General features: G+C 59.8%; 20 protein-coding genes. 5 read left to right on the forward strand and 15 right to left on the reverse strand.

Annotation, left to right across the window (positions count from 1 at the left end):
• Positions 1-95 precede the first annotated feature (95 nt).
• From ACYZTZ_RS12850 to ACYZTZ_RS12860, 3 genes are read left to right on the forward strand one after another with little or no spacing between them, the layout of a single operon-like run.
• On the forward strand, positions 96-1649 hold the full coding sequence (locus tag ACYZTZ_RS12850) for an efflux transporter outer membrane subunit (protein WP_461998461.1): 1554 nt from the start codon (positions 96-98) through the stop codon (positions 1647-1649).
• Positions 1646-2785 carry an HlyD family secretion protein gene (locus ACYZTZ_RS12855; protein ID WP_461998462.1) on the forward strand — a complete coding sequence of 380 codons (1140 nt, stop codon included), beginning with the start codon at positions 1646-1648 and terminating at the stop codon, positions 2783-2785. The genes ACYZTZ_RS12850 and ACYZTZ_RS12855 overlap by 4 nt, the downstream gene beginning before the upstream one ends.
• A 4-nt stretch (positions 2786-2789) precedes the next feature.
• Positions 2790-3818 carry a DUF2955 domain-containing protein gene (locus ACYZTZ_RS12860; protein ID WP_462000670.1) on the forward strand — a complete coding sequence of 343 codons (1029 nt, stop codon included), beginning with the start codon at positions 2790-2792 and terminating at the stop codon, positions 3816-3818.
• Here the strand turns inward: ACYZTZ_RS12860 and ACYZTZ_RS12865 are convergent.
• The 15 genes from ACYZTZ_RS12865 to ACYZTZ_RS12935 form a co-directional block, all read right to left on the reverse strand.
• Entirely contained in the window at positions 3803-4258 is a 456-nt protein-coding gene (locus ACYZTZ_RS12865) for a hypothetical protein (protein ID WP_461998463.1), read from the reverse strand. The two genes, ACYZTZ_RS12860 and ACYZTZ_RS12865, sit on opposite strands and share 16 nt — an antisense overlap.
• Positions 4259-4340: 82 nt before the next feature.
• A complete protein-coding gene (locus tag ACYZTZ_RS12870) occupies positions 4341-4676 on the reverse strand; it encodes a Rieske (2Fe-2S) protein (protein ID WP_461998464.1) in 336 nt (111 codons plus the stop codon).
• Positions 4677-4678: 2 nt separating this feature from the next.
• Positions 4679-4990 (reverse strand): YciI family protein, encoded by a 312-nt coding sequence (locus ACYZTZ_RS12875; protein ID WP_461998465.1) that lies wholly within the window; start codon positions 4988-4990, stop codon positions 4679-4681.
• Positions 4991-4993: 3 nt separating this feature from the next.
• Positions 4994-5866 carry a dioxygenase family protein gene (locus ACYZTZ_RS12880; protein WP_461998466.1) on the reverse strand — a complete coding sequence of 291 codons (873 nt, stop codon included), beginning with the start codon at positions 5864-5866 and terminating at the stop codon, positions 4994-4996.
• A gap of 37 nt (positions 5867-5903) precedes the next feature.
• Positions 5904-6971, reverse strand: coding sequence for a maleylacetate reductase (locus ACYZTZ_RS12885; RefSeq protein WP_461998467.1), 1068 nt, complete (start codon positions 6969-6971; stop codon positions 5904-5906).
• A gap of 8 nt (positions 6972-6979) precedes the next feature.
• Positions 6980-8443: an aldehyde dehydrogenase family protein gene (locus tag ACYZTZ_RS12890; protein WP_461998468.1), complete on the reverse strand. Its 1464-nt coding sequence runs from the start codon at positions 8441-8443 to the stop codon at positions 6980-6982.
• A 93-nt stretch (positions 8444-8536) separates the two neighbouring features.
• The gene (locus ACYZTZ_RS12895; protein ID WP_461998469.1) at positions 8537-9556 is read right to left on the reverse strand and encodes a hydroxyquinol 1,2-dioxygenase; all 1020 of its coding nucleotides are present in this window, start codon (positions 9554-9556) and stop codon (positions 8537-8539) included.
• A 44-nt stretch (positions 9557-9600) separates the two neighbouring features.
• The gene (locus tag ACYZTZ_RS12900) at positions 9601-10095 is read right to left on the reverse strand and encodes a hydroxyquinol 1,2-dioxygenase (RefSeq protein ID WP_462000671.1); all 495 of its coding nucleotides are present in this window, start codon (positions 10093-10095) and stop codon (positions 9601-9603) included.
• A 128-nt stretch (positions 10096-10223) separates the two neighbouring features.
• Positions 10224-11153, reverse strand: a complete 930-nt coding sequence (locus ACYZTZ_RS12905; RefSeq protein ID WP_140678827.1) for a LysR family transcriptional regulator — start codon at positions 11151-11153, stop codon at positions 10224-10226.
• 87 nt (positions 11154-11240) lie between these two features.
• The gene (locus ACYZTZ_RS12910) at positions 11241-12275 is read right to left on the reverse strand and encodes a branched-chain amino acid ABC transporter permease (protein ID WP_461998470.1); all 1035 of its coding nucleotides are present in this window, start codon (positions 12273-12275) and stop codon (positions 11241-11243) included.
• The gene (locus tag ACYZTZ_RS12915; RefSeq protein WP_348123800.1) at positions 12275-13138 is read right to left on the reverse strand and encodes a branched-chain amino acid ABC transporter permease; all 864 of its coding nucleotides are present in this window, start codon (positions 13136-13138) and stop codon (positions 12275-12277) included. The genes ACYZTZ_RS12910 and ACYZTZ_RS12915 overlap by 1 nt, the downstream gene beginning before the upstream one ends.
• A gap of 2 nt (positions 13139-13140) precedes the next feature.
• The gene (locus ACYZTZ_RS12920; protein ID WP_462000672.1) at positions 13141-13833 is read right to left on the reverse strand and encodes an ABC transporter ATP-binding protein; all 693 of its coding nucleotides are present in this window, start codon (positions 13831-13833) and stop codon (positions 13141-13143) included.
• Positions 13834-13853: 20 nt separating this feature from the next.
• Positions 13854-14579, reverse strand: coding sequence for an ABC transporter ATP-binding protein (locus ACYZTZ_RS12925; protein WP_461998471.1), 726 nt, complete (start codon positions 14577-14579; stop codon positions 13854-13856).
• Positions 14580-14604: 25 nt separating this feature from the next.
• Positions 14605-15915 (reverse strand): ABC transporter substrate-binding protein, encoded by a 1311-nt coding sequence (locus ACYZTZ_RS12930; RefSeq protein ID WP_461998472.1) that lies wholly within the window; start codon positions 15913-15915, stop codon positions 14605-14607.
• 106 nt (positions 15916-16021) lie between these two features.
• On the reverse strand, positions 16022-17368 hold the full coding sequence (locus tag ACYZTZ_RS12935) for an outer membrane beta-barrel protein (protein ID WP_461998473.1): 1347 nt from the start codon (positions 17366-17368) through the stop codon (positions 16022-16024).
• Between the two features lie 298 nt (positions 17369-17666).
• Between ACYZTZ_RS12935 and ACYZTZ_RS12940 the strand changes: the two genes are divergently transcribed.
• Both ACYZTZ_RS12940 and ACYZTZ_RS12945 read left to right on the forward strand, forming a co-directional pair.
• On the forward strand, positions 17667-20054 hold the full coding sequence (locus ACYZTZ_RS12940; RefSeq protein ID WP_461998474.1) for a DUF3772 domain-containing protein: 2388 nt from the start codon (positions 17667-17669) through the stop codon (positions 20052-20054).
• 244 nt (positions 20055-20298) lie between these two features.
• Positions 20299-20478, forward strand: a complete 180-nt coding sequence (locus ACYZTZ_RS12945; RefSeq protein ID WP_461998475.1) for a hypothetical protein — start codon at positions 20299-20301, stop codon at positions 20476-20478.
• Positions 20479-20697: the final 219 nt, after the last annotated feature.

The following is a 20697-nucleotide window of genomic DNA, read 5'->3' on the forward strand; positions in this document are numbered from 1 at the left end:
CACAGTAGATTTGATGGCGCTTAAAAAAGCGTAGCAGCCATGTGCCCATTTGGACGGCTATGCTCCAGTGATCTTTGTTGGTCGGGAAATGCGTAATGCATCCAGGTACAACCCTGCTGAATTGGCCAGGCCGGCTCGTGCTGCTTGGCGTACTCGGCCTCAATGGCTGCGTACGACTTGGGCCGGACTTCCAGCCGCCCGGCGAAGAATGGGTCAAACACTGGAGCACCCCTGCCCTTGAGCAATCCAGCCAACGCAGCCTGAACCCGGATCTGCGTCAATGGTGGCAAGTCTTCGCCGATCCGGTCCTCAATCATTTGATAGCGGAGTCGGATGCACGCAACTCCAGCCTCAAAATCGCCGGCCTGCGCGTCATGGAAGCCCGTGCCCAACTCGGCATTGCTCAAAGCGGTCTTTACCCGCAACTGCAGCAAGCCAGTGTCGACAGTCTTTACTTTAACCGCAGGCAATCCGGCGGGACCAACCCGCAGGACAGCCATTTCTGGCAACACAGCGTGGGGTTCGACGTGGGGTGGGAACTGGACTTCTGGGGCCGTTTCAGTCGCGCCATCGAGTCATCCGATGCCAGCTACTTCGCCGCCCAGGCCAACTATGAAGACGTGCTCGTACTGCTGCGCGCACAAGTGGCCGATACCTATTTTTCGCTGCGCACCACCGAAGCCCGTTTGCGTGTCGCCCGGGAAAACGCCAAACAGCAAAAGCGCAACTTCGAGATTACCGAGAAACTCTTCAATAGCGGCCAAACCGCCGAGCTCGACCTGCAACAAGCCAGGACTCAATACCTGGGTACGTTGAGCACCATCCCCAACTTCGAAGATCAATTGCAACGAACCCGCAATGCGTTGGCGGTATTGATCGGCCAGCCGCCCGGCGCGCTGCCGCAACTGGTCGAGAACGTGGGATTGATCCCGCTGGTCGACCGTGCCGTGTTGCAAGATGTACCGGCCAACCTGCTGCTGCGTCGGCCCGACGTGCGCGCCGCCGAGCTTAATGTCGCCGCCCAGTCAGCGCTGATCGGTGTGGCCGAGAGCGATTTCTATCCGTCGCTGACCTTGCTGGGCAGCATCGTCTGGTCCACCGACACGCTCAGTGGCACGCCTCGGAATCTGGATTTGATCGGCGGCCCCAGTCTGCGCTGGAATGTGTTCGATCACGGCCAGATCAGCAACAACGTGCGCGTGCAGGATGCGCGGTTGCAGCAGCTGATCGAGGCTTACCGCGACAAGGTTCGCCAGGCGGCACGCGAGGCGGACGATGCGGCCTATGGCCTGATCAAATCCCTGGAGCGCGAACGCATTCTGGGTGAGGCTGAAGTGGCAGCCAAACGCTCGCTGGTGTTGGCCAGCGCGCAGTATCGCGAAGGATATTCGGACTTCCAGCGGGTGCTGGATGCGCAGCGTGCCTTGCTTGAACAACAGGACAATTATCTGGTCGCCCGCAGCAATGCCGTGAGTAATGTCATTGCCTTGTACAAAGCCGTGGGCGGTGGCTGGTACAGCGCCCAGCCGAAAGTTGATCCAGCCACTCGCCAGCAAATGGAAAAACGTACCGACTGGGGCGATCTGCTGGAAGAGCCCGCCACCGCACAACCTGCCATTCCAATGTCTTACAAGGTAAAAGATCAATGAGTGAAGCCGCCAAGCCCACGCCCGAGACACCTGTCACCCAGGCGCCAGCACCGGCTGCCGACCCGGCGAAAAAAGGCATCAAGTGGGTGCTGTTACTGATCCTCCTGAGCCTGACCTGGTACCTGTTAGCGGATCGTTTCACACCCTATACACAACAGGCCCGGGTGGGTGCCTTTGTGATTCCGGTCGCCTCGGAAGTGGCAGGCCGCGTGATCCGGGTGAACGTGCGCAACAACCAGGACGTCAAGGCCGGCGAAATTCTTTTCGAGGTGGACCCTCAGCCGTACCAGATTGCCGTCGACCGTGCGCGTGCTGACCTTGAATCGACCCGCCGACAGATCGGTGCGAGCACCGCCGGCATTGCCTCGGCGCAAGCCAATCTGCGGGCCGCCCAGGCCAATGAGCTCAAGGCGCGTCAGGACAATCAGCGACTTGAAGGTTTGTATCGCGAAGACCCCGGCACCATTTCCGTACGCCTGCTGGAAGTGTCTCGCGCCAACCGCGAACAAGCGGTCAGCCAGGTCGCCGCTGCCCGCGCCGAAGTGCAGCGCGCGCGTGAGCAGGAAGGTGGCAGCGAGGAAGACAACGCCTTGCTGCGCAGTGCCGCCACGGCATTGTCCAAAGCCGAACTGGATCTGTCCAACACGCAGATTCGCGCTCGCTCGGCCGGACTGATTACGGATCTGCGTACTGACGCAGGGCAATTCGCCGCGGCCGGCAGCCCGGTCATGACCCTGATCGCCATTCATGATGTGTGGATCAGTGCGGACATGACCGAGAACAACCTCGGTCTGGTGAAGCTCGACACGCCGGTTTCGATTGTTCTGGATGCTCTGCCGGGCGAGGTCTTCGAGGGGCGCGTGCGCAGCGTCGGTTACGGCGTCAGCGTGGGCCAGACGCCCGCGCCCGGCACGCTTCCCAGTGTGCAGAACAGTCGCGATTGGTTGCGTCCGGCCCAGCGCTTCCCGGTGATTATCGAGTTTTCGCCAGACTCATTGAACACGTTGCGTGACAGTCGGGGGATCCGTGCCGGTGGGCAGGCCGAAGTTATGGCCTTCCCCTCCGAGGGCAATCCGCTGAACCCGCTCGGCCGCGTGTTTGTGGGGTTCATGAGCTGGCTGAGCTATGCCTATTAAAGGTATGTCGACTCGGCGCACGCCGCGGGATCAACGCGCACTGCGCCTGGCCACCGGTACAGCGTTGTGCCTCACCGCCAGTTTCGGCCTTGGCTTGCCGATTCCTTTTATGGCGCCGGTGCTTTGCCTGCTGTTGCTGGCCTCGGTCAATCGCCCGCTGCCGTTCAAGGCCGGACTGGTGCTCGCACTGGCCGCCATGTTGACCACCGGCATCGGCCTGCTGTTGATCCCGGTCCTGCGTTATTACCCCGTCAGCGGCGTGCTATTGATCAGCGTCGGTCTGTTCCTGGCCTTCCGCTATGGCCTGCGCGGCGGCAACACCTTGATCATGACCTTCCTGGTGATTGGCCTGACCATGATCTCCTCAGCCGGTATCGCCGAATTCGATCTGGCGGCGATGGTCATCGGCGCACTGGTCAAGGGTTTGCTGCTCGCCGTTGTCGTCGTGGCGTTCAGTCATGGGTTATTCCCGGATCCACCCAATGCCCCTTCTCCGCCGCCTGCCCCACCCTTGCCGGCAGAAGAAGTCAGTCGGATTGCGCTGCGTGCCACCTTGATCGTGCTGCCGGCATTCCTGCTGGCACTGATCGACCCGGCCGGTTATCTGCCGATCATCCTGAAGGCCGTCGGCCTGGGTCAGCAAAGCTCCACGACGAACGCCCGCATCGCCGGTCGCGAACTGCTCGGTTCAACCTTGCTCGCAGGCCTGTTGGCGATCCTGTTCTGGAGCGCCCTCAGCCTGTTTGTGCATCTGTGGATGTTCTTTCTGTGGATGCTGCTGTTCGGCCTGGTGATGGCGCGCAAGTTGTATGCCCTGAGCCCGACGCGGTTTACCCCGGGGTTCTGGCTCAATACCCTGATCACGCTGATCATCCTGCTGGGTCAGTCGGTACAGGACAGCGCAGCAGGCAAGGACGTTTACACAGCGTTCGCCATCCGCATGGGCTTGTTTATCCTCGTGACGTTGTATGCCTGCCTGATGGTTCATTTGCTCGATCAACGTCGGCCAAAAGAGGCTCAAGGGTTAACCTGATACCCCTTCCCCTGCAGGCAACTGGTATAAGCCGTTGAACTGGTCGCAGCGCTGGTTTTCTGCTGCGCCCGGCGCTCCTGCCGCTGACGCGAGCCACCCACTACGGCTCCCGCTGCCGCTGTCCCTTTTGCCTGGTTCTGGCGATAGTCCTGTTTCACGTCATCGTCGACACGATCATAAAACTCGTCATGCTGACGTCCACGCACCTGGGCCCCCGCCGCACCGGCGGCAGCGCCCACCGCGGCGCCCTTCAGCCTTCCGCCGCTAGGAGGCGGTGCAGTCGAGGCACTCTGACCGGCCGCGATGTTTTGGCAATCGGTCATGTCCGTTTGGGTTTGTTGCGAACTCTGCCCTTTCATCGGCACGACCGTTTCCGCCCACCCCTGGACACTGAAAACCGACAATGCGACGCACAGGCTGATGGGCGACAGCCTTTTCATGACGACCTCCGTATGAGCGTGGTTCACCCTAAAAGAGTGTAGATCACCCCGCTGCATCCACCCCGCCGTGATCCGCGTGGCGCTAGACCTCCATGATTAATCGGTCTTGGACCCATCGCACCGGCACGGGCTCCAACTGCGCGCCCTTGCAGGGACCGTCGATGCAATGCCCGTCTTCGAAACGAAACATCGCGCTGTGATGAGCGCACATCAGGACTTTGCCGCGATAGGTGCAGAATTCTTGCGGCCGATAGTCCAGAGGCACCGAGAAATGCGGGCAACGGTTGATATAGACCCACACCTGCTCGCCTTGCCGCACCGCCACCAGCCCGCCGGGATGCAATTGCTGGTGTTCGGGCAGCCCCAGGGCGCCGCCATCAGTGATGTCATCCAGTTGGCATAAGGTAATGATGGTCATGATCAGCCGCGCAATTCCGGGTTGCCAAGGCTCCAGTACCAGGGGCGAATCTGAACACTGGCGAACAGTCCTGCCTGAACATACGGGTCGTCCTGGATGAACGCTTCCACCTCCGGCAGACTGCCCGCTTCGATGACCAGCAACGTGCCATTCATGGCCGTACCCGCCTCATCGAGGGTCGGGCCGCCAAACCGCACGACCACTCGATGCGTTTCAGTCGCTCGCAAGTGCGCCTGATGACTCGGCCGCAAGCGCTGACGCAAGGCCAGGGAATCCGGGTGGTCTGTAGCGAATACCGCAAAAAACTGTCCCATGGTTCACTCGGTTTCCATGACGAATTCGTAACAGGCGCGCTTGAACGGCAAGTCGATACCCAGGTCGGCGGACAGATCATCGTGGGTGATCCGGTCTTCATAGATCACCTGCAACGACTGTTTGACGCCGAACACCGCATCGGACGCCAGGTACGGATCGTCGTGATTGAACAGGTGGGTGACCAGTTTGCGATACCCCGGCACATCGATCATGAAATGCAGGTGCGCAGGCCGCCACGGGTGACGGTTCGCGGCGTTGAGCATGCGCCCGACCGGGCCATCGGTGGGGATCGGATAGCACACCGGGACAATCGTGCGAATCGCGAAATAGCCGTCGGCATCGGTGCGATAGCGTCCGCGCAGGTTGCCGAACGGCTGCTCGGTGTCCTGGCCTGAATACATGCCATTTTCGGCAGTCTGCCAGACGTCGAGCACCGCGCCGGCCAAGGGATTGCCCTGAGTATCGACCACCCGACCGCGCACCAGTGCGGTCTCGCCCGCGGTGAAGGCCATGTTTTCGCCGAAGTCCCGCTCTGGCATGCCTTCGATGTAGAACGGTCCGAACACGGTGGTCTCGGTGGCGTTTGCACTGTGCCGATGGTTGATCGCATCGACCAGCATTGAGACGCCCAAGGTGTCCGACAGCAGGATGAATTCCTGGCGCACCAGACCATCACATGTGTGGCCAGTCTCGGTCAGGAAGCGGATGCCTTCAAACCACTCCTGCTCGGTCAGTTCGACGTCGCTGACGAATGCGTGCAGGTGGCGAACCAGGCTCTGCATGATCTGTTTGTAACGCGCATTGGGCGCATCGCCAAAACTGCTGACCGCCTGCTCGGAGATCAGGGTTTCTATGGCTTTGTCTTGATCGGTCATTGTTTTTGTTCCGACATGGGTTGTCTGCACGGATGAATCAGGCTGGCGCCAGACCTTTCATGGCCCGGGTCAACAGCGCTTCGATCGGACCTTGTTCAAACGGCCGTGGGTTGTAATAAGGACTGGCGCAGGCGATTTGCGCAGCGTCGGCCGGCCCGTTTTCAGGCAGGCCAATGTCAGCCAGCGCCAATGGAATACCCAGCTTCTGGTTCAGTGCGTACAACAAGGCGCCCACCTCCCCCGCTTCGCTGCCGCCCAAGGCGCGGGCGGCACGCTGTAACGGGCCTGCGGCCGCTTCACGGTTGTAATGCGCCGCGTGTGGCAAAACAATCGCGTGTGCCTGGGCGTGAGGCAAATTGAACGTCCCGCCCAAGGTGTGGCAGAGCTTGTGGTGCAAGGCCATGCCGACCGAACCCAGGCAAATGCCTGCCAGCCACGCGCCATACAACGCCTGGCTGCGCGCTTGCGGGTCGCTGGGGTCATTGACCACGCCCGGCAGGGCCAGTGCCAGTGAGCGAATTGACTCTTCAGCCATGAAACCGATGATCGGATTGGCGTCCTGGGCGTACAACGCTTCAACCGCGTGGGCCATGGCGTTCATTCCCGAACAGGCGGAAATCTGCGCGGGCAAGGTCAGGGTCAATTGCGGATCGTAGATCACGGTCTTGGGCAACACCCTTGGATCACGTCCGGTTTTCTTCAGGCGGTTTTCGGTCAGCCCGTAGATCGGGGTCATCTCCGAACCGGCGTACGTCGTCGGAATCGCCACGATCGGCAGCCCCGAATCCATGGCAATCGCCTTGCCCAGGCCAATGGTCGAACCACCGCCAATGGCGACGCAGCAATCGGCATCCAGACGCGCTGCTTCGACACGCGCCGCTTGCGCCACTTCCAGCGGCACATGCATCACTGCCTTGGAATAGACACCCGCCGCGCGATCACCGAGCAACGTAGCGACCCGTTCGCCGAGCCCATGTTGTTCAGGCGTGGTGAGGATCAGCGCCCGCCTGGCGCCCAGACGCTCGATCTCTTCAGCCAGCGCCGAGAGCTTGCCCCAGCCGAACACCACACGGGTTGGCAGGCTTTGGTACACAAAAGGATTCATGGCAGGCCTCAGCGTTTGTAGTAGGCAGCGATGTTGGCGTCGACGTTGACCCAGACCGAGCGTGCCTCGGTGTAATCATGGATCGCTTCAAAGCCCATTTCACGGCCGTAACCCGACTGTCCAACGCCACCAAACGGGCTGCCAGGGCTCACGCGTTTGTAGCAGTTGACCCAGCACATACCGGCATGAATGGCATCGGCCATTTTGTGCGCGCGGTTCAGGTTCTGCGTCCACAGGCCGCTGCCCAGTCCGTATTCAGTGTTGTTGGCAATGGCCAGGGCTTCTTCATCGGTGCTGAAACGCACCACGCTGACGAATGGACCGAAGACCTCTTCCTGGCAAACGCGATCTTCTGGCGAAGCCTCGACAATGGTCGGCTCGACATAAAAGCCCTGGGCCAATGCCTGGTCATCCGGGGCCTTGCCGCCACAAAGGATTTTGCCGCCCTGCTCTATCGCGATATCGACATAGGCCAGCACGCGGTCGCGGTGCAGCGCCGACGTCAGCGGGCCCATTTCGGTCTCCGGGTTCATCGGGTCGCCCAGGCGGATGGATTTGGCCAGCGCGATGAAACGCTCAAGGAACTGGTCAGCAATGTCTTTATGCAGAATCAAACGCGATCCGGCGATGCAGGCCTGGCCCTGATTGTGAAAGATCGCCCAGGCAGCACCGTTGACGGCCGCGTCCAGGTTGGCGTCTTCGAACACGATGTTGGCGCCCTTCCCGCCCAGCTCCAGTTGAATACGCTTGAGGTTGCCTTTCGACGCTTCAACGATCCGGCGACCGGTCGCCGTCGAACCGGTAAAGGCAATCTTGCCCACGTCCGGGTGTTCGGCCAGGCGTTGACCGGCGGTATGCCCGTAGCCCGGCACGACGTTGACCACGCCCTTCGGAAAGCCGACTTCGGTCATCAGCTCAACGATTCGCAAGGTCGTCAGCGGCGTGATTTCCGAGGGTTTGATGACGATGGTATTACCGGCGGCCAGTGCCGGGCCCATTTTCCAACTGGTGAACATCAGCGGGAAGTTCCAGGGCACGATCTGCCCGACCACACCGATCGGCTTGCGCTGCACGTAATTGAGAAACCCGGCTTCGACCGGAATCACCGCACCTTCGATCTTGTCGGCCATGCCGCCGAAATAACGGAAACAGGCTGCCGTGCGTGGAACATCGAGGCCGCGGGAATCACGAATCGGGTGCCCGGTGTTGAGGGATTCGAGCTGTGCCAGTTCTTCGCTACATTCTTCGATCTTGTCCGCCAGTTTGAGCAACAAGCGCCCACGTTCGGCGGCACCCAGGGCAGACCAGGCTGGAAACGCCCGTTTGGCCGCAGCGACAGCGAGGTCGATGTCAGCGGCTTCTGCCGCGGCGACGCGGGTGATCAACGAGCCGTCATGGGGCGACACGACGTCAATGGTGCCGCCAGCGACCGCATCCACGAAACGGCCATCGATATAGAGCTGATTTTGCATAATATTTTCCTCGCACCGCGCCGAGGGCGCAGTGTCTGACCATTTGATTTTTGAGTGCAGGGCCCGACGCATTGCCGGGCCAGATGCAAGGTCTTAGAACTCGATTGGATACGGTTTCAGCTCACCGCTTTCGTAGCGCTGCGGCAGGTTCGGTGTGGCGTTCTCCCACACCAGCAGCATCGAGCGCTTGGTCGAGTAGCCCTGATGACGAATGTCCGCCGGCATGGCGCAGATGTCGCCGGCACGCATGGTGATACGCGCTCGCGGGTTGCCGTCGTCCTTGTCGCCGACGTCCCAGAGGATTTCATCGGACAACTGCAAGAACCACTCGACCCGGTCATTGCCATGGAACACCGGCAAGATGAATTCTTCAGTGGTTGGGCAGAACAGGCTGGCCTTGCACACCGAAGTCACCGACGGGTTCCAGGTCACGTCGGAGCGCGACAGGTACTTGAACAGGCTGAAGGCATGCAACTCACCTTCGAAACCCTCTGCCGCGTGAACTTCCGGCTCATCCTGGGACACGTCGATGAACTGGCGATTGACCGGCAAATCGTTACGCAGCGGCGAGTCATCTTTCAGGCCCGGCATGCGCTGGGTGGCGATGCGGAAGCGTTCGATGGCCTCGATGTTGTTGCCGTTCTTGCGACCGAACGCCGAACCGGTTTCTTCCGGTGCTGCGAAGGGGTCGAAGGTGGCATTGGTCCAGTCCCGCAGGATGGCCTTGAAGGTCGCCATGATCAGCGGTGTTTCAAAGTTTTCGGTGTAGTTGACGCCTGCGGCCTTGAGCGTGCCATTGAAGGTGCCGGCGTACAGGTCGACTTTACCGTAGTAATTGCGGGTGCCGATGACGTGGTCGAAGTTGACCCAGCCGTAGAAAAAGCCCCAGGCCACGTCGCGCATCATGGCGCGCAGAAAGGCATCGACCGGAATCAGGTGCGAACGGGTCTGACCTTTGGCGGGCCAGGTGATGCGGGCAAAATACTCGTCGCGCGACAGTTCGAAAGCGCCGAGTTTGAAGGCGCGATAGCCGGTGACGGCATGGGGGGCGCTGGCCTGGACTTCGTCGTCGGCAAAGGGTGTGTTATCGGCAGCGTTTTCAAGCATGGCCATGACGGGGTTCCTCTTGTTGCTTTTATTAGATGGGAGGGCGGTGATCACTTGAAGCAGATGTCGGCCCACTTCTCGACCGATAACGGCCCTTTAATGGTCTGCTGCAGGATCACGCCGGGACGGCTGGCTTCGAAGCGATACGCGGTGCCGGTCGGCAACAGGCACTGGTGACCGCGCTTGAGCAGCACGTAACCCATCGGTTTGCCCGCCGGGACTTCACCGGCCAGCTGAGTGCCCTCGCCGTCTTTCAATGGCGCATCGAGCTTGAGGAAGTCCACGCGAACTTCGCCGTCCATGACGATGGCAAATTCGTCGTGCGCCGCTGTGTACCAAGGCGACTGCCCTTCGGCGCGCAGGGTTTCAATGACGTAGCCAAGATTGAGACCGACGACGACTTTTTCATAAGGAAGGGAGTTGTCCGCCACTTCGAAAATATTCGAAAAGGCGTAATGACTGGCCTGGCCGCTGATGATTTCAACCGACCCTTTGCTGTAGTTATCCAGCGAGCCGAAGACCGTTTCGATTGCCGCGCTACTCATGGTTTTCACCGTTTTGTTGTTGTAGTAACAGTGAGCCAACATTACGTCTCCCCTCTTCCGGGGACAATTACAGAGCGGGCGACAACAGTGTTTGCGAAACGCAAACACTGATAAAGCAAACGTGCTGCTCAGCGTACCCAGCCACGCTCCAGCAAGGGTTTGTCCCAGCACGGTTCGTCACCGAAGTTTTCCACCAGGAAGTCGATCAGCGTGCGTACTTTCAAGGCACGACGCTGGGTGGCGGGATACACCGCGGAGAAGTTGAAGGATGACAAGGCGTACTCCGGCAGTACCGGAATCAGTCGACCGCTGAGCAGGTCATCGCTGGCCACCAACGTCGGCAAACAAACAATGCAGACCCCGGTCGACGCGTAGTCGCGCAGCAAATGAACCGAATTCGAACGTACCTGCCCCGGCAGGCTCAGCTCCACCTGCTCGTGCTCGCCGGTGAAGATCCAGCGGTTGCGTGATGGATAGCCTTCGTACAAGGCGATTTTGTGTTGCAGCAGCTCCTGCGGATGCTTGGGCACACCGAACTCGGCGGCATAATCGGGTGACATGCAGAACAACCGACGAACGCTGAACAACTTGCGTTCGATCAGGGTTTCCGCCATCGGCGGGAACATCTGGAACGCCACATCGAAACCCTCTTCGATCGGGTCCACCACCCGGTCATTGACGATGACGTCGACTTCAATGTCCGGGTACAGCCGCGTGAACTCGGCGAGCATTCTGCCGAAGTGGCCGATGGCAAAGCCCGGCAGCATCTGCACGCGCAATTTGCCGGTGGGTTTGGCGCGCAACTCGCGCATGTGTTCAGTCAGCGAGTTGAAGCTCGCGACCATGTCCGCGCATTCCTTGTAGTAGGTCTCGCCCACTTCGGAGAGCCGGACGTGCCGCGTACTGCGGTGGAACAGCGGCGCATTGATGAACTGTTCCAGCTGTTGAATGCGGTGAGTGATCACCGACCGGGTCACGCCCAATTGCTGGGCCGCCTTGGCGAAGTTGCCGGTTTCGGCAACACGCACAAAGGCTTCGACACTGAGTAAACGATCCATGGGGCAGGCTCTCTGGATGTTTTTGTTCTTATAGGAACAGCGAGGTTAGCCTGTCGGCACCCCGCACTCCACATCCCTGGCAACGCGCTATTTGTGGTTCTGAACAGACAACCGTCGCTGCATGGGGAAAACCTGCCAGCCCAGGCGTTCACTGATCAGCCCCCACACCCCTTGCGGCGCCTTGAGCATCATCACCACCGCGACCACGCCGAGGATGATCATGTACACGGCGCCGTACTGCGCCAGGCAGCCGCGCAACACAAAGTAAATCAGCGTGCCGATCAATGGCCCCTCCAGCGTGCCGATGCCGCCGATGATCACGATGAAGATCACCACCGCCGTCCAGTCCTGCAGGTTGAACGCCGCGTCCGGTGAAATACGCAGTTTCTGCAGGAAGATCAGCGCCCCGACCACGCCCGTGCAACCGGCGGCCAGCACGTACACCATCAACTTGGTACGGAAGGTGTTGACCCCCAGGCTGCCGGACGCCGGCTCGGAGTCGCGAATCGACGCCAGCGCCAGCCCCTGCCTCGAACGCAGCACAAAGAACACCACCGCCACGGCGGCAATGGCGATGGCCAGCGCGGTGAAGTAGATCAGCATCTCGCGCTCGTCCCGGTCATTGCCGATCTGCCGCACAATCGCCGCCGGCAGGCTTTGCCCGGAACCGCCACCGAGGCTACTCATCTGCGCCAGGCCCAGGCGAAAGACTTCTGCCACCACCCAAGTGCCAATGGCGAAGTAGGCACCGCGCAGCCGAAACACAATCAAGGCTGTGGGAATCGCCAACAGCGCGACCAGAACACCCGAAAGCAGGACCGCGAACAACGGCGGAATACCAAACCGGGTGGCCAACATAAACAGCAGATACCCACCCAGACCGACGAACGCCTGCTGCCCGACCGAGACCATGCCCGCGTAACCCGCCAGCAGGTTCCACATTTGCGCCAGCGCCAGGTAATAGGCGAACTCCACCACGAGCCGCAAACTTGAGCGATCGGCCCAGAATGGCGCGCTGATCAACACCAACACACAGACGCCCAGCAATGACAGCCCGACCATGCTGCTGGTGGTCATGCGTTGTACGCGATAGCTGAGCGCGGGATTGTTCAAGGCATTCATCAGTCGACACTCCGGGGGAACAGGCCACGCGGGCGCACGACCAGAATCAGCAAGAACACAAGATGACCGGCGAGGATTTGCCAGCCAGGATCGATTTTTGCGCCCAGCGCCTGGGCGACGCCGAGAATCACCCCGCCGGCCAGGGTGCCCCACAGGCTGCCCAACCCGCCGATGATCACCGCTTCGAAACCGTACAACAGACGCGCCGGCCCTACCGTGGGGTCGAAGCTGGTGCGAATCGCCAGAAACACCCCGGCAATCGACACCACAGCCATCGCCAGCGCCATGGCCAGACCGAAGATATGCGCGTTGTTGACGCCCATCAGCCGCGCGGTGTGCTGATCATCGGAGGTAGCGCGAAATGCCCGGCCCAGAGCGGTTTTGTAGAACAGTAATTGCAAACCACCGATGATCAGCAACGCACTGCAAAACACGATCAGCGGCATGACGCCCACGCTCAAACTGCCGAAGCCGACACTGGCGACTTCAAGATCACCCTGAGACAGCTTTTGACTGTCTGCGCTAAAAAACTCCAGTAGCACGTTCTGCACGATGATCGACAAACCAAAGGTCACCAGCAGCGGCGGCAGGATGTCCTGGCCAAGCGTTCGGTTGAGTAACAACCGTTGCAGCAGGTAGCCGAAACAGAACATCAGCGGCACCACCACCAGCAAGCTCGCCAACGGGCTGAAGCCCAGATGATTGACCACCATCAGCGCCAGGTACGACGCCAGCACGATGAAGTCGCCATGGGCGATATTGACCAGGCGCATGATGCCGAACATCAGCGACAGCCCCACCGCGAACATCGCGTAGAGGCCACCCAGCAACATGCCCTGAAGCAAAGTATTGAGCCATTCCATAACTAGATCCCGAAATACGCGGCTTTGATTTGTGCTTTGTCCGCGTCCCCAGGGCGGCCGGTCAGGGACACGCGCCCTTCCTGGAAGCAATAGAAACGGTCGCAGACACTCAGCGCCTGATTGATGTCCTGCTCGACGAGAATCACCGTGGTGCCGTCGGCCTTGATCGAGGGCAGCGCGGCGTAGATGTCCTTGATCGTGGTCGGCGCCAGGCCCAGGCTGATCTCGTCGCACAACAGCAAATGCGGGTTGGCCATCAAGCCCCGGCCGATCGCAACCATTTGCTGCTGACCGCCGGACAGCGCGGTGCCGGGGCGCTTGCGCAGTTTTTCCAGCACCGGAAACAGCTGATAGATCCGCGCCAGCGTCCACGGGCCGGGGCGTTTGCTGTAGGCGCCGATCAACAGGTTTTCCTCGACGCTCAGCGAAGGAAACAGCTTCCTGCCTTCCGGCACCAAGGCGATGCCACGTTCAAGCACCTGATTCGCCGCCAGGTCACCAATCGCCTGGCCCTTGAAGGTTATGGCGCCGGGCTGGTTTTTGATCAGCCCGGCCAGCGAGCGCAGGAACGTCGATTTGCCCGCGCCGTTGGAGCCAATGATCGCCACGGTTTCGCCCGCCTCAAGGGTCAGGCTGATATCGAACAGGGCTTGAAAGTCGCCGTAGCCGGCACAGAGATTTTCGATGGACAACAGGTTTGAAGGGGTCGACATGTTCAGCTCCCGATGCCCATATAAATGTCCTGGACCCTGGGGTCGGCCATCACGCTGCGCGGTTCACCCTCAGCCAATTTGGCGCCGAAGTTGATCACTGTCAGGCGGCTGACGACCGCCAGTAACGCGTGCACGATGTGTTCGATCCAGATGATGGCGACGCCAGCCTTGTGAATGCCCTGAATGGTTTCTACCAGCGCCAGGCACTCCGGTTCGGTCAGGCCACCGGCGATTTCATCCAGCAACAACAGCTGCGGTTGGGTCGACAACGCGCGGGCCATTTCCAGACGCTTGCGGTCGAGCAATGTCAGCGAGCCGGCCAGGACGTTGGCCTTGCGCATCAGCCCCGTCAGTTCCAGGGTCTGCGCGCACCATTGGCTGGCCTCCTTGTCGCGCAATCGCGCCCCGAAGGTCGCGCCGACCAGCAAGTTCTCGAACACCGTCATTTTCACGAATGGATGCGGGATCTGATGGGAGCGGCCAATGCCTTGCTGACAGCGCTTGAACACCGGCTCGCGGGTGACGTTGCGACCTTCGAAATGGATCGTGCCGCTGTCGGCTGCCACGCCCCCGGCGATCAGGTTGAACAGCGTGCTTTTACCCGCGCCATTGGGACCGATGATGCCAAGGGCCTCACCCGGTTGCAGGGTCAGGCTCATCGCGTCCGTGACCTTCACCGAGCCGTAGCTCTTGTGCACATCGTTCATTTGCAGAAGTGGCTGTTGCATGGTGCACCCGTTTCTTTTCGAGTAATCAGTACGTAATGGCCTGCATGTCGCCGCCCAGCGGAATCGCTGGTGCGGTGGCATTGCTGGTCACGACCAGGTCGTATTTGTTGTCAGTGCCCAATCGCCATTGGCCGCTGACCAAAGGTGTTTTGGCGACGTTCTTCACCGGTCCGTTTTTCCAGCTGATCGGCCCGACAACGGTGTTGAGGTCGGTCTTGAGCAAGGCATCGCGTACCGCATGCGAGTTACCGATTTCTTCAGTGCGCTTGAGGATGTCCACCGCCAGTTCGAACAAGGCATGCACGAATCCCAGCGGTTGAGTCCACTGCTTGCCGGTCGCCTGAGTGAAGCCCTGGGCCAACTGCCCGGCACTGGCGCCAGTCAAGGAAGAGCTGAACGGGTGCGTCGGGCTCCACCAGATTTCGGTCGACAGGTTGTTACCGGCCTTGCCCAGCGCTTCGACCGCCGTGGGAAACAGCAGCGCCTTGCCGACCGACACCGCTTTGGGTTTGAAGCCCTGCTGGCGAGCCTGGGTCCAGAAGGTGGTCAAGTCAGGTGGAATGACCACGCCGGTGACGATCTCGACGTCGGCCTTTTTGAACGCGGCGATCTGCGCCGAGAAATCGTCGGTCAAGCTTTGAAAGCGGCCGGGGTCGACCACTTGGAAACCCTTCTGCGCCAACACCGGTGGAAAGCCGAGCTTCGGATCGCCCCAGGCATTGCCGTCGCCATCGTTGGGGAACAGACCGCCGACCACCTTGTTGGACGGCATTGCGCCCCACATGGCGCTGTAAGTGCCGATCACATCCTCCAGGCCCCAGAAGAAGTGATAAGTCCACTCGAACCCCTGATCCGGCTTGCCACCGCGGGTAAAGAACCACGGCTGCCACGGCGCCACCGTGGAAATACACGGAATCTCGTTGATTTCGCATTGGTCGGAGACCGGGTTGGTGGTTTCCGGTGTCGACGACACCAGCATCAGGTCGACCTGATCAGACAGGATCAACTCGCTCGCCACTTCCGCTGCGCGATTAGGGTTGGACTGGCTGTCCTTGACGATGACTTCCAGGCGATACGCCTTGCCGGCCACGTTGATGGAGTTCTTCAACACCTGCTTGAGCGATTCGATGATGTAGTTGTCGGCGGCCGCAAAGGGCGCCAAAGGTCCGGTCTGCGGGCTGACATAACCGAGTTTGATCACCCGCTCGCTACCCAGCGCAAAGTTGAACGGCATACTCGCCAGCGCCACACCGCCGGCAGCAACGCCTGTGCTGCGCAGGAAATCACGACGCGAGACGTCGCGGCCAAACAGGTTTTTATCGTTGTTGTCTGTCATGTAGTACTCCAATGCGGCTGCTTGCCGGCAAAGTCCGGACGAACAAAGTCGCAGCGTGTGGGCTGAGCCAGCACGCAGGGTCAGGTGCTTTGCGAAAGTGAGCGGTTTAGAAAAAGAAGCTGACGTCGAAGGACGCGACCAGTTGCGAGTCCTTTTGCCCATCGGCGTAGGCATCGCGGCCGGGGCCGGAATGAATGTCGTAGCGCAATTCCGGTCGCAGGCGCACGTTGGGGGTCGGCGTCCAGGCCAGGTTGGTGGTCACGCCGTAGAAACTGCCCCAGGTCGGGTCGGGAATTCCGGTGTGCGGGTCAATGTTGGCCATCATTACGTGCACCGGTGCGTCGGTGTAGAACCACTCGGCGCGGCTGTTCCACATCAGGGTTTCGCTGACTCGGTGATACCAATTGATGTCGGTGCCGTACCAGGTGGCATCGTTTTTGTTGGCAAACCCGGCGAAAGCGCCCTGCTCCTGTTTGCCGTAATTCAACTCCAGCGCCACACGGTTATTCGGATCGAGCACTTGCGACAGGGTCAGGTACGAGGCCAGGCGCTTGTAGTCGTCGTCCTTGGTGCCGGCCGGCAATGGCGAACCACAACTGCAGTCGGCGAAGCTGTCACCGGCGCCGTTGCCGTAGATGTTTTCCCAGTCGATCCAGGTGCTGAAGTCCGCCGAGCGCCAGCGTACGTTGGCGATCACATCGGGATCATGGTTGGGATCCTGCAAGTTGTTCCAGCCCTGCACCACGCCCAGTTCGAAGCCCAGCATGCTTTCCCCGGGCGCCGAGGGCAGTTTGAACGAGTACAGCGCCCCGGCATGCTTGGCCGGGCCGTGCATGAAGGAATAGGTGTGCGAGTAGAAGTCGCTCGGTGCCGGGGATGGCAAGGCAAAGCCGATTTCATTTTCCAGTGGCGTATGGAAAATCCCGATCATCAAGTCGGAACCGCCAAGTACAGGGAAGTAAAAATCGACATACGCCTGAGCGACGGTGAAGGCTTCGTCTTCGGCCTTGTTGTCGCGATTGACACTCAGGTCTTCGTCCCAGCCGTAGGTCTTGAAGAAGCGCGCATCCTTACCATACAGCGCCGTGACATTGAAACCCCAATCAGCCTCTTGCGGCATGGGCCCGGGAAACGGTCCAACACGACCGATCACATTGCTTTTGGGTTTCTTTTCCACGGCCAGCGCGAACTGATTGAGGTTTACGCCTTCGTCGGAAGTGAAGAAGCTCTGTTTGCTTACGTCATCCGTGCCGTTATTGTTGTAGCTCACACCCACCTGGCCCCAGCCGTAGACCTTGATGCCATGCTCACGCTCAAGGCTATCGCCGAACACCCCGCGAACCAGCGAGCCCATCGGATCGTCCGCCGCAGAGGCCATTGGGGGTAATAAAACGCCGGCTCCCAGAACGGGGCCGAACAGGGTTGCTGCACATGCCCATGCACGAATACTCATACCTGTGTTCCTTATTTTTATTAGGCGCCAAACCCCCGAAAGGGCATCAGGCCGACAGCAAGGTATGACGTGAAGGTGTCTGTCTTGAAAAGCCCAGGCTCGGGCTCCACTCGATCCTTGGCAGATCGTAGTGTTCGGCGTATTGCAGGCTACAAGCCCGTCACTACCCCAACAATTCCATTCTCGGCGACTTCAGTGTTCGCGTATTCAGAACAATCGCGCGCATCGCGGAACTATTTTTCGCGCCAGCACACGCCATGACCTAACCTGAATGGCTAAAGCCGCTGGAGGCATGCCTATGCGTCCTGCATTGAAATTACTCATATTCGTTGTGTTCGCGCTGATGGGGGCGAACATCGGCGAGCTGTCGGCGGATGAACTACCCACCACGTCAAGTAACGGTGAGGCCAGCGCTACCGCTACGGTGTCGAAAAGCGATCTGGAAGCACTGCAACTAAGGCTGGACACCCTTAAGCAGAAGGTCTCACTGACCAGTAACTACACCCAGTTGGTGGGCTTTCAGGACAACGTTCAGTTGCTCTTCAGTGATGTGGACAAGTTGGCGGCGCTGTTACTTCCCGAGCAGGCACAATTGCAAGCACAACTCAGTGTGCTCGGGACGGCGTCTGCCACCAGCCTTGCCGCGGAAAAGTCCGATCTCGTGAAGCAGAGGTCTTACCTCACCGCACAAAAAGACAAGGTGGATAGCGATCTCAAGATACTGCAGGCCATCAAAGAAGGCGCTACTAACCTTATCACTCAGATTGCCAGCATGCGGCGCACCCAACTGGAAACCGAACTGGCCCAGCGCACCGCCAGCTTCCTCAACCCTCGGTTCTGGTTACCGCTGTTTTCTCCACTGGAGGAGGATAAAAACCGTCTGAGGTTTTTGATCGATCAGTCCAACAGTGTCATTCAGTCCGTCTGGCAACCCGGCCGGCGTGCCGCGACCGTCACGTTGTTATTGCTGGCCCTGGCCTTCTGGACGCCGGGGCGAAGACTGGCTGAACGTGGTTTGACATGGATCTGCATCCATCGAGTACCGGAAGGTCGCCTGCGCAGAAGTTCATTGGCGATAGCGACGGTAGTTGCCACGATGTTGAGCGCAGGTTGCGCAGTACAGCTCATCTCCGCGGCGGCTACCCGGCTTCAACCATTGCCGCAGCCACTGCAAGGTTACTTCGACGATGTCGAGAAAGTCGCTTACGCCTGCGCCCTGATTATCGGTTTGAGTCGGGCCCTGCTGTCTAAACGCAATCCCTCATGGCGGTTGCCTGGCATCGCCGATGAAGTAGCACTTGCAATAAGCCCTTTTCCGGCGCTGCTGGCCGGTTCAATGTTGATACTCATCTCACTGGTACAAGTCACCAATGCGACAGGTATGAGTTCGCAGGTGGTTCTGTTCAGCCGGGGCGTCGTGTCATTTGTCGTCATCATGGTTATGGGTGCGCTATTGCTGCGCGTCAGTAGAACCCGCCGAGCAATGGTCATTGCCGGGGAACACCCTGAGTCAGGGACTACGCTGGCGGGGCTGATTTATACCGGCGTCAGTATCGCCGTGTTGATCTCGATTTTTGGCCTGCTGGTCGGTTACATCTCCCTGGCCCGGTTCATCACTTACGAAATTGTCTGGCTCTATATCGTTATTGCCAGCTTCTATTTGCTGACGCAGTTGTTCAGGGACTTGTGTGATTACCTGTTTTCGCCAAAGCACCCCAGCGGCAAAACGATCAAACAGCTGCTGGGCATCGGCGACGTACGGCTTGAACAAATCGAGGTTGTTGTGGCGGGTATTGGCCGAGCGGCCTTACTCCTGATTGCCGTGATTACAACGATTGTGGGGGGGATTGGAGCGACCTTCGGCCAACTGACTGACAGGGTTTCAGCGATCCTCGGCGGCGATGGCCTGCGCAAGCTGAATATTATTCCGGGCAATCTGTTGAATGCGGTCCTCGCGCTGTTGATCGGTATTTACCTGATTCGATCGCTGCGCAGATGGCTGGATAACGAGTTTCTGCCGAAAACCGATATGGACCCCGGCATGGGTGCGTCGCTGAGCACCCTGTTCAGTAATATCGGGTACGTACTGGTCATTCTGCTGGCATTGTCTTCATTGGGCGTCCAATGGACGAATCTGGCCTGGATCGTCAGTGCGTTGTCCGTGGGGATCGGCTTCGGCCTGCAGGAGATCGTCAAGAACTTCGTGTCCGGGTTGATCCTGCTCACCGAGCGTCCGGTCAAGGTCGGCGACCTGATCAGCATCAGCGGGGTCGAAGGCGATATCCGGCGGATCAATGTCAGGGCCACCGAGATACAGCTCAGTGACCGCTCGATCGTGATCGTGCCCAACTCCCAGCTTATCTCCCAGAACCTGCGCAATGTGACCATGGGCGGCAGCGCCCAAGGGGTGGCCACACTCGAGCTGGTGTTCCCTCTGGATATCGACCCTGAGCAAGTCAAAAACCTGCTGTACAGCGCCTATTGCGAACATGAAACCATCCTCGACAAACCCTCCCCCGTTGTTCGATTCAGCAACCTGAGCCCTGAAGGCATCACATTGACCATCACCGGCTATGTCAGCAGCCCAAGGATTGTCAGCACGACCAAGAGCGATCTGCTCTTTGAGATCCTGAAGCGATTGAGTGCGGCTGGCATCGAATTGGCCAAGCCGGTCCCTCCTGCGTAATGCCCATCAATAGCCTGATGCTGTTCACTTAAGGTTGTTGGGGTACATATCCGTTTCTGCGGTGATGGCTGATTACGGTTTCGCTTTTACAGCGAGTCACTTTCGAAAAGCGCGAAAGTAACCAAAGCGCTTTTGCCCCTCCATTCGGTGCCTCGCCTAGGCTCGGCATGCCCTCACTCCGGCATTGCTCCGGGGGCCCGCCGCCATCGGCCATCCATGGCCGGGGGCGGCTACCGCGGCATCCTTGCCGCGGTGCCCCCTGCGCAACGCCTGCGTTCGGCCTCTGGGAAAGGGGCAACAGATCAAAATCAAAAGCAACGGCAACGGCAACGGCAACGGCAACGGCAACGGCAACGGCAACGGCAACGGCAAGATCAACAGCTTCGCGAGCAAGTCGAATCGTCGCACCGCCGCTCCCACATAAAGCAGATCGGCGTACAGCTTTTGCTTCTCACCACTCAACAGGCCGAGCGTTAGCTCGCCTGCAGCTTTTGATCTTGATGCACCGCCCCATCGAGAGGCCGAGTGGAGGTTCTGCGCAGTGGGCAACCCGGCATGGATGCCGGGTTAGCCGCCCCCGGCCATGGATGGCCGATGGCGGCGGGCCCATGGAGCAGGACCGGAGCGAGGGCATGCCGAGCCT

Source organism: Pseudomonas sp. LB3P58, from assembly GCF_054897895.1.

What these genes read in the sequence shown, in the direction of transcription:
- ACYZTZ_RS12905 (WP_140678827.1), bottom strand. Translation starts at nt 11,153, where the DNA reads ATGGATCGTTTACTCAGTGTCGAAGCCTTTGTGCGTGTTGCCGAAACC.
- ACYZTZ_RS12870 (WP_461998464.1), bottom strand. Translation starts at nt 4,676, where the DNA reads ATGACCATCATTACCTTATGCCAACTGGATGACATCACTGATGGCGGC.
- ACYZTZ_RS12935 (WP_461998473.1), bottom strand. Translation starts at nt 17,368, where the DNA reads ATGAGTATTCGTGCATGGGCATGTGCAGCAACCCTGTTCGGCCCCGTT.
- ACYZTZ_RS12895 (WP_461998469.1), bottom strand. Translation starts at nt 9,556, where the DNA reads ATGGCCATGCTTGAAAACGCTGCCGATAACACACCCTTTGCCGACGAC.
- ACYZTZ_RS12885 (WP_461998467.1), bottom strand. Translation starts at nt 6,971, where the DNA reads ATGAATCCTTTTGTGTACCAAAGCCTGCCAACCCGTGTGGTGTTCGGC.
- ACYZTZ_RS12855 (WP_461998462.1), top strand. Translation starts at nt 1,646, where the DNA reads ATGAGTGAAGCCGCCAAGCCCACGCCCGAGACACCTGTCACCCAGGCG.
- ACYZTZ_RS12930 (WP_461998472.1), bottom strand. Translation starts at nt 15,915, where the DNA reads ATGACAGACAACAACGATAAAAACCTGTTTGGCCGCGACGTCTCGCGT.
- ACYZTZ_RS12940 (WP_461998474.1), top strand. Translation starts at nt 17,667, where the DNA reads ATGCGTCCTGCATTGAAATTACTCATATTCGTTGTGTTCGCGCTGATG.
- ACYZTZ_RS12860 (WP_462000670.1), top strand. Translation starts at nt 2,790, where the DNA reads ATGTCGACTCGGCGCACGCCGCGGGATCAACGCGCACTGCGCCTGGCC.
- ACYZTZ_RS12900 (WP_462000671.1), bottom strand. Translation starts at nt 10,095, where the DNA reads ATGAGTAGCGCGGCAATCGAAACGGTCTTCGGCTCGCTGGATAACTAC.
- ACYZTZ_RS12865 (WP_461998463.1), bottom strand. Translation starts at nt 4,258, where the DNA reads ATGAAAAGGCTGTCGCCCATCAGCCTGTGCGTCGCATTGTCGGTTTTC.
- ACYZTZ_RS12890 (WP_461998468.1), bottom strand. Translation starts at nt 8,443, where the DNA reads ATGCAAAATCAGCTCTATATCGATGGCCGTTTCGTGGATGCGGTCGCT.
- ACYZTZ_RS12880 (WP_461998466.1), bottom strand. Translation starts at nt 5,866, where the DNA reads ATGACCGATCAAGACAAAGCCATAGAAACCCTGATCTCCGAGCAGGCG.
- ACYZTZ_RS12850 (WP_461998461.1), top strand. Translation starts at nt 96, where the DNA reads ATGCATCCAGGTACAACCCTGCTGAATTGGCCAGGCCGGCTCGTGCTG.
- ACYZTZ_RS12915 (WP_348123800.1), bottom strand. Translation starts at nt 13,138, where the DNA reads ATGGAATGGCTCAATACTTTGCTTCAGGGCATGTTGCTGGGTGGCCTC.
- ACYZTZ_RS12925 (WP_461998471.1), bottom strand. Translation starts at nt 14,579, where the DNA reads ATGCAACAGCCACTTCTGCAAATGAACGATGTGCACAAGAGCTACGGC.
- ACYZTZ_RS12910 (WP_461998470.1), bottom strand. Translation starts at nt 12,275, where the DNA reads ATGAATGCCTTGAACAATCCCGCGCTCAGCTATCGCGTACAACGCATG.
- ACYZTZ_RS12875 (WP_461998465.1), bottom strand. Translation starts at nt 4,990, where the DNA reads ATGGGACAGTTTTTTGCGGTATTCGCTACAGACCACCCGGATTCCCTG.